At 41.5% G+C, this 13,616-nt stretch carries 8 protein-coding genes; all 8 read left to right on the forward strand.

Annotation, left to right across the window (positions count from 1 at the left end; translation table 11 throughout):
- Positions 1-52 precede the first annotated feature (52 nt).
- The 8 genes from AC1DRQ_RS02580 (at position 53) to AC1DRQ_RS02615 (ending at position 13,508) form a co-directional block, all read left to right on the forward strand.
- On the forward strand, positions 53-1,183 hold the full coding sequence (locus AC1DRQ_RS02580) for an MBL fold metallo-hydrolase (protein WP_477422051.1): 1,131 nt from the start codon (positions 53-55) through the stop codon (positions 1,181-1,183).
- A gap of 12 nt (positions 1,184-1,195) precedes the next feature.
- Positions 1,196-2,014, forward strand: a complete 819-nt coding sequence (locus AC1DRQ_RS02585; RefSeq protein ID WP_477422052.1) for a helix-turn-helix domain-containing protein — start codon at positions 1,196-1,198, stop codon at positions 2,012-2,014.
- Between the two features lie 261 nt (positions 2,015-2,275).
- Positions 2,276-2,869: an RNA polymerase sigma factor gene (locus AC1DRQ_RS02590; protein WP_477422053.1), complete on the forward strand. Its 594-nt coding sequence runs from the start codon at positions 2,276-2,278 to the stop codon at positions 2,867-2,869.
- 109 nt (positions 2,870-2,978) lie between these two features.
- On the forward strand, positions 2,979-4,235 hold the full coding sequence (locus tag AC1DRQ_RS02595; RefSeq protein WP_477422054.1) for a FecR family protein: 1,257 nt from the start codon (positions 2,979-2,981) through the stop codon (positions 4,233-4,235).
- A gap of 129 nt (positions 4,236-4,364) precedes the next feature.
- Positions 4,365-7,760, forward strand: coding sequence for a TonB-dependent receptor (locus tag AC1DRQ_RS02600; protein ID WP_477422055.1), 3,396 nt, complete (start codon positions 4,365-4,367; stop codon positions 7,758-7,760).
- Between the two features lie 10 nt (positions 7,761-7,770).
- Positions 7,771-9,450 (forward strand): RagB/SusD family nutrient uptake outer membrane protein, encoded by a 1,680-nt coding sequence (locus AC1DRQ_RS02605; protein ID WP_477422056.1) that lies wholly within the window; start codon positions 7,771-7,773, stop codon positions 9,448-9,450.
- A 114-nt stretch (positions 9,451-9,564) separates the two neighbouring features.
- Positions 9,565-11,577, forward strand: a complete 2,013-nt coding sequence (locus AC1DRQ_RS02610; protein WP_477422057.1) for an FAD-dependent oxidoreductase — start codon at positions 9,565-9,567, stop codon at positions 11,575-11,577.
- A gap of 23 nt (positions 11,578-11,600) precedes the next feature.
- On the forward strand, positions 11,601-13,508 hold the full coding sequence (locus AC1DRQ_RS02615) for an FAD-dependent oxidoreductase (protein ID WP_477422058.1): 1,908 nt from the start codon (positions 11,601-11,603) through the stop codon (positions 13,506-13,508).
- Positions 13,509-13,616 lie beyond the last annotated feature (108 nt).

A 13,616-nucleotide genomic window follows, 5' to 3' on the forward strand; every position in this document is an offset into this window, starting at 1 on the left:
GCTAACTGACTTTTTAATGCCGATATTTGCTTTTTCCTGTTTGCCATAAGCTATGAAAAGATCACTGAATATTCTAAAACGTCCGATGCTGATCATTTTAGCTGTTGTGTTATTACTGTTTGTAGCTGCCTGTGCCGTTATGCATCAGCCGCAATTCGGCGAATTGCCTAAGGGGACCCGACTGGCGAGGATAGAAAAATCACCACATTTTAAGGATGGCCGCTTTCATAACCGTGTGGAAACGCCCACGATCAGCGAAGGCTATAGTTTTACCGGCGAACTCTACAAAACACTATTCAAGAATTATCCCAGGCGGGCTCCGAAAGATTCCCTGCCGTCTGTAAAAACAAACCTGAAAGGGTTACCACCCGGCAAAGACCTGATCGTCTGGTTCGGCCATTCCTCGGTTTACATACAGGCAGGCGGCATCACGTTCCTGATTGACCCGTCCTTCAGCGGAAAAGCGTCGCCCTTGCCCTGGGGACCGAAAGCTTTTAAGGGCAGCAACATTTACGCGGCAAGCGAAATTCCGGAAATCGATTATCTGCTGATCTCGCATGACCATTACGACCACCTGGACCATGAAACAGTACTCGCTTTAAAACACAAGATCAGGTACGTGGTGTGCGGTTTAGGAACGGGCGCTCATTTCGAGCGTTGGGGATTTACGCCGGAACAGATTATTGAAAAGGATTGGTACGAAAAAATTGCCGTGAATGACAGTGTTATCATCAACGCTGAATCCTCGCACCATGATTCCGGCAGAGGGTTCACCCGTGGCAAAGCCTTATGGATGTCTTACCTGATCCAAACACCAAAAACAAAGATCTATATCAGTGGTGACGGCGGTTTTGATGACCGTTTCGCAACAATAGGAGAAAAATACGGACCCATAAACTGGGCAGTGATGGAGGACGGGCAATACGACAAGGCCTGGAACTCCGTCCACAACCTGCCTGAAGAAGTGGTACAGGCAACTTTGGACCTGAAAGCGGCCAACCTGCTTCCGGTACACCATTCTAAATTTATCTTGGGCAAGCACCCCTGGGATGAGCCGCTGATTAAAATAACCGAACTTTCCAGTCTAAAGCCGTACCGGCTGGCCACCCCCATGATCGGGGAAGTTGTCTGGCTGAATGACAGTTCACAGGTTTTTAAGCAATGGTGGAAAGGGATCAATTAAATGAATAAAGTTATGCAAGCCAAACAGATAACGTCCTGCTATATCGGCCCCCATATTTCCCCCGAGAATTTTGTTGCCGAACATTTCTTTTTACACCTCGCCAAAGGGATCATGAATGGTTATGACGGCCATAAGGATTACACACTGAACGCAGGTGAATATTGCCTGGTCAGAAAAAACCATTTAGCCCGGTACAACAAGCAAAAGGAAAACGACGAATTCGAGAAGGTGATCATCATGTTGGACGAACCATTTCTTAAGCAGTTCCAGCAAAAGCACAAGGTCAAGGCAAGTGAAGCAGTAAATAACGATGCTTTTATCCGCATCAAAAAGAACGAACTGATCGGTAATTTTCTGCAATCGCTGAAACTGTACTATAATAAACAGGGAGCCATCAGCAATACCTTTGCCGACCTTAAAAGAGAGGAATTGCTGCTGATCCTGCTGCAGGTGCAACCTGAACTGGCGCACATTCTTTTTGATTTCGGTATACCGCAAACCATAGACCTGGAGTCGTTTATGAACCGCAACTTCAGGTTCAACGTCGCCATCCAGCGATTCGCTTTTCTTACCGGAAGAAGCCTGACCCGGTTCAAGTACGATTTCAAGAAAGTATTCAATGACACACCCAGCCGCTGGCTGATCCGGAAACGACTGGAAGAAGCCTACTTTCTGATGGACAAAAAAGGCCGGAGAGCATCCGAGGTGTACCTGGAAGTCGGTTTTGAGGACCTTTCGCATTTCTCATTTGCTTTTAAAAAATCCTTCGGGTTTTCCCCCAGAGAGCTGGCTGAACGGGATCATATGACAGACCGTACGAGCAGGGCTTAATCCTAAACCGATTGATGTAAATGGAATGACCTTCTCCATTCTGCAAACCCATTTTTAATTTTTCCTTGCTGAGCCCGAAATGCAAAGGCTGAAAAGTTACTAAACGCCATTAACTGCCTCTTAGTTCAATAATCAACGAGCTCAAATGGCTCAAGAGCTATCAGGTCAAGAACATAATCACAAATATCATCCAACATTAATTATCCGGCTCATTTTATTTATTACATTTGTTTACCAACTATTATAAATCTAATTATTTAAATGACCGAGCATGAAGATGAAAGGGCATTAATACTATGTATTATTGAAGGCGAGCGCACAGCCTTTACTGCCCTTTATTCACGATATATTAATAGTCTTTATCGCTATATATACTTGTTTACCAAATCAAAGGAGACAAGTGAAGATATCGTCCAAAATGTCTTTATTAAAATATGGGAACGTCGCGCGTCATTAAAAAACATCACAAGTTTTAAAGCCTATTTATACCAATGCGCCAAAAACCTTATGCTTGATGAAATAAGAAGAAATCAAACTAAGGAAAAAATATTTTCGATGTTCAAGGATGGTACAGAAGAAAGCGTTGAAGGACTTGAATCTAAAATTATTTATGGAGAATATTATCAAATAGCCCAGGATGCAATAAACCTACTTCCCGAAAGGAGAAAGTTAATAGTTGAAATGCGTACGAAAGAAGACCTTAGTCTTGATGAGATCGCCGAAAGATTAGATATCTCAAAATTTGTTGTGAAAAAACAACTATATTCAGGTTTACACTTTATCAAATCATATCTGCAGAAGCATGCTGAGCTTACTTTGCTTTTAGCCTTATTTATTTCTCTTTTTGAGTTGTAATGGGACTTTAATAAGGGAAAATTTTCTCTAATTCGTATTCCAACAGGACATTCTAAAAAAAAATACACCTCAAGGGGTTCTTTTGTCCGGTTCGTTCGTCTCTACCATAATGATGGACGAAAAATCACTTAATGAGTTCCTGGAAAAATATATAGCCAACCGGCATACGGAACGTGAACATGAATTATTCATGGAATGGCTAAACACCGCGCCCCTGGATGAGGTGCAGCGAATAATTGATAAATATCAGTTTGCTGCCCAAAGAAATTTGAATGAAGAGCAAATGCTATATCCGCACCTGGCCAGCAGGATTGAGGCAGGGATTGATGAGTTAGATAAAAAAGATCAACAAGTTAAGTCTGTAAAAACGTTATGGCCATCTTTTAAAAAGATAGCCTCAGTAGCAGCTGCTTTTATAGTGATTGCTTCAATTACAACCTATTTCTTATCATCCCGGGATAGTAAAAAGCAGGAAATTACAGCAGCTAAAACCCCATCAAAAAATCAAATTCCTCCGGGTGGAAACAAAGCTGTGCTTACGCTTGCCAATGGCTCACAGATTATATTGGATAGTGTACAGAACGGTATATTAGCCAAACAGGCTAATATTGATATCCGCAAAACAACAGGCGGCAAAATTATATACAATGCATCAAACCCGTTGGGCTCCAATACACCAGCTTTATATAACACTATTATTACCCCGCGTGGGGGGCAATACCAGGTTACTTTATCTGATGGAACTAAAGTATGGCTTAATGCTGCTTCTTCATTGAAATTCCCGGCTGCATTTTCCAATAATGAACGTGTAGTTGAACTAACGGGAGAGGCATACTTTGAAGTGGCAAAACTTACCAGTCCCTCTGTTGCAGGGCGTGAGGGCAGCCGCATACCATTTAAGGTAATTACAGCTAACCAAACCGTTGAAGTATTAGGTACACATTTCAATGTAAACTCGTATGACGATGAGGCTACAATAAACACAACTTTACTGGAAGGCAGTGTAAAAATAGTTCAAGCTAAAACCAATGCTTCGCAATTGTTAAAGCCGGGCCAACAGGCAAAAGTTGGAGTTAAAATTCAAATATCAGATGTAGATGCCACACAAGCCATTGCCTGGAAAAATGGCTATTTTATTTTTTCACATGAAGATATCGGCAGCATTATGCGCCAGGTATCAAGATGGTATGATATCAATATTCAATACGAAGGTAATGTTACACAAGAAGGATTTGTAGGTACAATATCCAAATTTAAAGATGTAGCACAAGTGTTGGATATGTTGCAATTAACAGGGGCTGTTCATTTTAAAACTGAAAACGATCCGGCAGAACCGGGAAAGAAAAGGATAATAGTTATGCCATAACACACACCATAAATGCGCTCCTGAAATACGAAGGTTCCGCCTGCCAGCGGAACCTCAAAATGTCTGGAATTAGCATATAAATCGCAACTAACAATCTAATAACCAATTAAAAACCAAACGTTCAAATGTATGAAAATTTTTACTCAAACCGGGTATAAGCTCCCTGCTTATGTCCTTGACAAAATGCTTATCGTTGCAGATTTGAAGCTTTTTGGCTGCAACTCGGCAAATAAAAGAAAGATCATTATGCGAATAAACCTAACATTTGCTTTTTTGATTACTGTGCTTTTGCAAATAAGCCTCGCAGCTGATGCACAAAAAGTAACATTTTACAAAGCAAATGCTTCGCTTGAAGATGTCTTAAAAGAGATTCGAAAACAAACGGATTACAATTTTTTGTATACCGATGGAATGATGAAAGGTACTAAACCTGTTGATGCCCAGTTTAAAAACGCTTCGATTGAAGATGCGCTTAAACAATGTTTTGCCGGCCAGCCATTAACTTATTCCATCAGCCAAAAAACAGTGATCATAAGACGGTTACCTAAATTGGTACAACAGGTATCCGTATCGCCATTACCTCCGCTTTCTATTAAGGGTAAGGTAACTGATACCTTAGGGGCGCCTCTCCCGGGGGTTAATATTAAACTTAAAGGAACGTCAACCAGTACAACTACCGATAATGATGGGCAGTATTCCATAAGCATCCCGGATGGGAGCGGCACTTTGGCCTTTAGTTATTTGGGGTTCACCACGCAGGAAGTAGAAGTAAACGGCAGAAACACGATCAATATCCAGCTTAAAGAGAAAGCCTCCGCATTAAATGAAGTGATAGTTGTTGGATACGGAACACAAAAGAAAGTGAATTTAACCGGTGCTGTTTCCGTAGTAACGGGTAAGGATATTGATACCCGTCCGGTTGGACAAACATCAGCGGCTTTAGAAGGTATAGCGCCCGGGGTAACTGTTACACAAAGCTCGGGCAGGCCGGGTGGCGACGCGGGTACTATTCGTATCAGAGGGGTTGGAACTATACCCACCAGCAGCGGTAGTAACTCTGACCCTTTGGTATTGATTGATGGGATAGAAGGTACAATGAATAATATTGACGCCAATATTATTGAATCTATATCTATTTTAAAGGATGCCGCATCAGCATCTATCTATGGTTCACGCGCTGCAAATGGTGTTATTTTAGTAACCACTAAGCGTGGCTCGGGCAAAAAAATCAGCATAACCTATAATAGCTATGCCGGATGGCAAAAACCAACAAATATGCCTGATGTGGTGGATGCACTTGATCATATGCTGCTGATGAATGAGGCATATACCAATGTAGGCAGAACCCAATTATATCCTAATGATTTAATTGAACAGTACCGTACCCAAAACGGGGTAAGCTCTGATAAATACCCTAATACAAACTGGCAAAAAGAAGTACTAACAGGTTCGGGTTTTCAGCAAAGCCATTTTGTAAATATTAACGGCGGATCAGATAATATCCGCGTGCTTACCTCTGTAGGATATTTTGATCAAAAGGGCATCATTCAACACTCAGGTTACAGGCGCTATACCGTTCGTAATAATACCGATATCACGTTTTCAAAAAAACTGAGTATGAAATTCGACCTTCAGTTTGTAAACGGAATAACCAAAGAGCCTGCTATTGGTACCGGAAATGTATTTAACTATATGGATGGTATTCCTGCCAACCAGTTAGCAAGAAATTCTAACGGCACATGGGGTATTGGCTGGAACGGCCTTAACCCGGTTGCAGCAAGTATAGATGGGGGCACTAATCAAACCACCAGCCCATCAGGAATTATCAATGCATCCCTTAATTATCGCCCGGTTGAGTGGCTTACGGCCGAATTTACCATAGCACCTAAACTTGGGGAAACTATTGGTAAAAATTTTAACAAGTCTATTCAAACCTATTATCCTGATGGAACTATAGGTTATAAATCGCCTGCTTTAACTTCATTAACAGAAAGTAACAGTCGTTCAGTTTATAACAACATGCGGGCCACACTTACCATGAATAAGGGATTTGGAGCTCATACGCTTAAGGTGCTTTTAGGGGCCTCACAAGAAGATTACCGTAATGATTATATAAGTGCATTCCGCGATACCTATCTATTGCCAAATTATCCGGTAATAAACGCTGGCTCGGCTGTAAATCAGCAAACTACCGGTACATCCGAAGAATGGGCGCTGCGTTCATTTTTTGGCAGGATAAATTATGACTACAAGCAAAAATATCTGTTAGAAGTGAATGGCCGTTATGATGGGTCTTCACGCTTTTCTACAGGTAATAAATATGCCTTTTTCCCTTCGGTTTCTGCCGGATGGCGTATATCACAAGAAAACTTTATGCAACCACTTAAAAATGTTGTTGATGAGTTAAAGTTAAGGGCTTCATGGGGGCGCTTAGGTAACCAAAACATAGGCACCTATCCATCTGTAACATCCGTAGACTTAGGTTCAGGGACTTTAGGCAAACAAATTGTAAATATTGCCGCCCTTAATAATTTGGCTAACCAGGATATCAGCTGGGAAACTACCGAAATGTCTGATGTGGGTATTGACATGGTTTTATTTTCCAACCTTACCATATCTGCTGATTACTATAACAGGAAAACAAGAGACATTCTCTTACAACTGAATATTCCTTTAATTATTGGCTTAAGTTCTCCGTTTCAGAATGCTGGGGTAGTTAGTAACAAGGGATGGGAAGTAGCAGTAGGTTATAAAGGAAACATAAATGAATTTAAATATGGCATAAACATAAACTTATCTGATGTAATAAATAAAGTGGTTGATATGCGGGGAATAAACCAAACCGGGCTTCAGGTTAGCCGGGAGGGTTATGCTTATAATTCTATTTATGGATTACAGGCCGAAGGTTTTTTTAAAGATGCCCAGGATGTTGCAAGCCATGCAAAACAATATGGTACAGTTGCCCCGGGTGATTTAAAGTATAAAGACCAGAACAACGACGGTATAATTAATGATAATGATAAGGTGGTTTTGGGAAGCACTATTCCACGGTATACGTTTGGTGTTAATTTTAACAGCTCTTATAAAGGAATTGACCTAAGCTTTCTTTTACAGGGTGTGGGAAAAGGCAACTCTTATCTTTGGGGACCAGGTATAATGCCATTTAGCGTAGGCAATTTAGGCGGTACCATACTTGAACCCAATAAAGACCGCTGGACACCTGCAACTCCTAATGCAAAATATCCACGACTGGCATTTGGTGAATCTAATAACGAGCAAAACTCAAGCTTTTGGATGAAAGATGCTTCTTATGTGAGGCTAAAAAATGTACAGATAGGTTATACTTTCCCTGTCTCAATATCCAGCATGGTTGGAATTAAAAAATTGCGGTTATATGTAAACGGTTCAAATCTCTTCACGCTTGATAAGTTTTGGGATGGATTTGATGTTGAATCGCCTGTTGGAACTGTAAGTGTGTATCCACAGGTTAAAGTTTACAGTTTTGGTTTAAGTGCTAATTTTTAATATTTTAAAAATGAAAAAGAATATAAAGTTTTGTTTATTGATCACCATCCTGGTTCTGGCAGGCTCGGCTTGCAATAAAGGTTACCTGGATAAAGCTCCTTTATCAGGCCCTTCAAATGAATCTTTCTTCACCAGTCAGGATGAACTGGTACTGGCAGTAAACGGTATTTACACTGCCATGGTTATCAGTCCTACTGATGCTATGCCCTTCAATACTACCATAGATGCAGCAACAGATATTAACTGGGACCGTAATACAAGTGGCCTCCAAATATTAGGTAAAGGTAGCCAGGATAGCAATAATGACTATGCGCTAAGTCTGTGGAGTTCATTTTACAAGCTTATTGCAAGGTGTAATTTTATATTAGACAATGTAAGCAAGGTGAAGGATAAAACCACGCCTGCAATTTATGCGAGGTCTGTTGCAGAAGCCCGTTTTGGTAGAGCATTTGCCTATCAAAACTTAATTGAGCTTTATGGGGGCGTACCACTGGTAACAAAAGTATTGTCTTTAAATGAAGCGCAGATCCCAAGAAATACGAAGGAAGAAATATTGACTTTTGTTTTAACTGAATTAGATGAGGCCGCAAAAGACTTGCCGATAACATACGGTGCAGCTGATGTTGGCCGTGCAACAAGAGGGGCCGCACTTGCTTTTAAAGCCCGCGCCGCTTTATTTAATGGCAAATGGGATATTGCAGCTGCTGCCGCCAAAGCGGTAATGGATTTAAATACCTATAGCCTGCATACCAATTTTGGCGATCTGTTTACTTACAACGGTCAAAGTTCTAAAGAGATCATTCTCGCACTGCAGTTTTTAAAAACAGCAAAAAGGACACATTCTGTACCCCGCAATTTATTATCAAGAAACGGGCAGGGCACTGCCAATAAAGTTCCATCACAATCATTGGTGGATGCTTTTGAATGTACTGATGGTTTAACAATTGATAAATCACCGTTGTATGATCCCGCCAAACCTTTTGTAAACCGCGATCCGAGGCTTGCTTTTACAGTGGCATTGCCAGGCTCTGTATACTTTAATTATCAGTTTGAAACACATAAAGACAGTCTTAAATGCTGGAATTATAATACAAGCCCGGCAACAAGGATAGATAACCAGGATGCTATAAATGCTTATGCTTCTTTTACCGGTTACTGCTGGCGTAAATATGTTGATTTAACAGACAAGGTAGACGTGTCCAATTCTGAGTTAAATATCATACTGATAAGATATGCTGAAGTTTTACTAACCTATGCCGAGGCTAAGATAGAAGGCAACCAGATAGATGCAAGCGTTTATGATGCTATTAATGCCGTTCGTCAAAGGCCAAGCGTAAACATGCCTGCAATACCATCAGGGCTATCACAGGCCGAACTCCGTTCTATTGTACACAAAGAACGTTTATACGAATTGGCGATGGAGGGCGTAAGGCTTTTCGATATACGTCGCTGGAAAATAGCTGAACAGGTAATGACCGGACCTTTTTATGGCCGTATACCGAAGGGATTATTAGCTACTGCACCTGTTATAGATGCAAACGGAATTGCAAAATATGATAATGTACCTAATAAAGCTGATATGCGTGTAATAGAAACCAGGCTGTTTAATGTTAACCGGGATTACCTTTGGCCAATTCCTAATATTGAGATTGTTACTAATCCAAAGCTGACACAAAATTCGGGCTACTAAGCCAGGGGATCTATCGGCATAAACAATACCGATTTAAAGCCTGCTGTTGAACAGCAGCAGGCTTTTCTTTTATCAATTTTAACACTATGTTAATCATTTAACAAACTGATAGTTATGAAGAAGTATCAAAAGATCATAGTCTCTTTACTAATTGCCCTAAGCTTTATTGGTATACCTCATGCCAAGGCACAAAAAGAAAGTATTATAGAGGCAGATGTATGTGTATATGGCGGAACCTCCGCTGGCGTGATTGCTGCCTATACTGCAAAAAAAATGGGCAAAAAAGTCATACTGATTGAACCCGGCAAGCATTTGGGAGGAATGACCTCAGGAGGATTGGGTTATACGGATATTGGTAATAAATATGTAGTGACCGGCCTGGCCAGAGATTTTTACCGCCGTATTGGTGAACATTATCAAAAATTTGAACAATGGATTTTTGAACCCAAAGTTGCAGAAGGCATATTTAATGATTACGTGAAGATGGCAGGCTTCAGCGTTTTATATGAAAACCGTATTATAAAAGTAAATAAGTCGGCAAATCAACTCCAGGAAATTATAGTTGAAAATGCTGCCACACCAACTGCTGCTAATCGCAAAACTATCCGCGCAAAAGTATTTATTGATTGTACTTATGAAGGTGACCTGATGGCGCTGGCAGGCGTTGCTTATAGCGTTGGGAGGGAGGCTAATAGCCAGTATAATGAAACCGTAAATGGTGTGGAGTTAATGGAAGGGCATCAGTTTCCTGATGGGATAGATCCTTATGTTGTACCTGGCGATTCTAAAAGCGGTTTGCTATGGGGTATAGGCAATTTGCAATTACAGCCAAAAGGTGCTGGTGATAAAAAGGTTCAGGCGTATAATTTTCGTATCACACTTACTAATGTACCTGAAAACCGCATCGCTATTACCAAGCCCGAAAATTATGACCCTAAAAAGTATGAACTGTTATTGCGTTTAAAGGAAAAAAGGCCATGGAAAGCACTTAGTGATGTTTTTATATGGAGTATAATGCCCAATGGCAAAACAGATATTAACAACAAAGGTGGATTTTCTACTGATATGATCGGTATGAACTGGGATTATCCCGACGCCGATTATAACAAGAGGGCTATCCTTTGGAAACAGCATGAGGATTATACGAAAGGCCTGCTGTATTTTGTAGGTAATGATCCGCGTATCCCGGTAAATATCAGGACTGAAATGCAAAAATGGGGATACCCGAAAGATGAATTTACAGATAATCATAACTGGACGCCACAGCTTTACATCCGTGAGGCACGCAGGATGATTGGCGAACTGGTAATGACCCAGCATTATTGCCAGGGTAGGGAAGTAGCCAATGATGGCGTTGGTATGGCTGCCTACACTATGGATTCCCATAATTGCGACCGCCAGGTTGTAAGCGGGGTCGTAAAAAATGAAGGGAATGTAGAAGTTGGTGGTTTTGGGCCATATCCTATTTCTTACAGGGCAATTGTCCCAAAAGAAAAAGAAGCGGCTAATTTATTTGTTCCGGTATGTTTATCAGCCACACATATCGCCTACGGTTCAATACGTATGGAGCCGGTATTTATGGTTTTAGGTCAGTCTGCTGCTGTAGCTGCCTGCCAGGCAATTGATAAAAAGATACCGGTACAGCAAGTAAATGTAGCAGAGGTGCAGCATATATTAAAAAGCAACCCCCTTGCAGATAATAGCACACCGGAGCTATTGGTTGATAATGGAGATGCTAACGTGCAGGTAGCAGGTAATTGGAAAACTGAAAAGAACGGCGGTTACGGCCCATCATTCCTGGTGGATACACTTAAAGCGTCTACAATCAACTCCGTTCAATTTACTCCTGAAGTGGTTAAAGGTGGTACCTATCATGTGTATTCTTATTTTCCAAAAGTAAAGAATGCTTCAGCTAAAACTATTTTTACCATTTATGATGGGCAAAAGGCTACTGAAAAGGTAATAAACCAGGCAGATATCCAGGTTCAGGGACAAACATCAGGAGAGTGGATCTCATTAGGGTCTTATAATTTATCCCGTGGAAAAAAAGCATATGTACAGGTTTCAAATAAAAATGCAGATGGAGCCGTCATTGCTGATGCTGTTCTTTTTGTTCCTGTTAAATAAACTACCAAAAAACATTTACAAGCATGAATATAGCTCCATTGAAAATTAAACTCTTGTTTTTTATAGGCATTGCATTTTGTACGGGTGTTAAGGCGCAACCCGGCGTATCCGGCACGGATATAAAAAAATACGACCTGGTGATTGTTGGCGGAACTCCTGCTGGTATCATGGCGGCTATTTCATCTGCCAGGTTAGGTAAAATATCGTTAATTCTGGAACGCACCTCGCATGTAGGCGGGTTACCTGCCAACGGGTTAGGGGCAACCGATATTGCCACGCGCGGCGCTACCACAGGTCTGTTTACAGAATTTGTTGAACGCGTTAAAAAGTACTATACCAACAAATACGGAGCTTCATCTGAGCAGGTTAAAGCATGCAGTGATGGGTATCACTTTGAGCCATCAGTTGCCGAAATGATATTTGGACAGATGTTAGCGGAGCATACCGGTAAAATAACGGTACTTAAGATGCGCCAGTTTGATGCCGAGCCGCAGAATATCCAAATAGCAGATGGTAAAATATCCCGTATTAGCATATTAAACAGGGATACCAAAAAACAGGAGGACTACGAAGGGAGGGTTTTTGTAGATGCAACATATGAGGGCGACCTGGGCGCCGCAGCCAAAATACCTTTCAGGGTTGGCCGCGAAGGTAAAAGTGAATTTAATGAGCCCGGAGCCGGCAGGGTTTACAAATACTGGCAGGGAGCAGAGGGTGAAGGCAGTACTTACCAGGCAGATAATGCAGTACAATCGTATAACTACAGGATATGCCTTACCAATGACCCATCGAATAGTGTACCCATTGAAAAGCCGCTTAAATATAACAGGGATGAGTACGTTTCCATGATAGAAGATGTTTGGACAGGCAACCATACCGGTGTGCAAATGAAGCAGGTTACCACCGCTATGATGGAAGATAACCGTAAGAACCTCGCAAATGGCGGTGTAACTAAAATACCTGGAGACAGGTGGGGAATTGGCAAAATAACCAATATGGTAACCTTGCCTAACCACAAAACTGATGGCAATAATCAGCACATGTCATTTATTTCTACTGATCTTCCCGAGGAGAACTGGCCCTGGCCTACATCTGGCTGGGCCTGGCGCGACGCTTTTGCACAACGATTAAAAGAATATACGCTCGGTCTCATCTACTTCGCGCAAAATGAAAAAGAGCTTCCTGAAAGTTTTCGTAAAGCAACGAGAGAGTGGGGTTTGGCTAAAGATGAGTATAACGACAATGAGCACTTTCCCCGCCAGGTATACATCAGGGAGGGCCGTCGTTTTGAGGCTATGTATTTTTTCACCGCACATGATGCAACGCCTGTATCGCCAGGTAAGCGCCCGCCAGTGCATCCATCAAGCGTCACTGCAAGCCACTACGCGCTTGATTCGCATGCTGTAAGAAAGCGTGAGCCGGGTAAAATACACCTTGACGGCTTTATCAGTTATCCAACGGCTATTTATACCGTACCATTGGGAGTAATGGTTCCAAAACAGGTAGATAATTTGATTTTACCGGTACCGGTATCAGGCAGCCATATAGGCTTTTCTACTATTCGTATGGAGCCTTGTTGGATGGCCCTTGGGCAAGCGGCCGGGATAGCTGCATCACTGGCGATTGATAACAATACCCGTATAAGAGACATAAACAATAGCCAATTACAGGGTACATTAATTGATCAACATGCCACTTTAATATATTACAAAGATATTAATCCCTCAAGCCTGGATTTTAAGATGGTTCAATTAATGGGTTTGAAAGGCTACCTGCCGGATTGGGAGGCTAATTTGGAAGCTCCTGCCGATAATCAGCAGGTTGTAATATGGAATAAGTTATCTGGTTTAAAAACAAGATTTAAACCGGGGGTAACTACCCGCAAAGAAGTGTTAATTAGCATATATAAATCGCTAAGTAAAGTAAGATAAGCGGATCAAAAAAATAACCTGTCAGCATCAGTTTCATGAAAACCACCGGGGTCTATGCTTTTCTGACACTCACTTCCATAGTACTTAGAGGTGGAGGCATATAAGAAA

It is taken from the genome of Mucilaginibacter sp. P4_E8 (assembly GCF_056401495.1).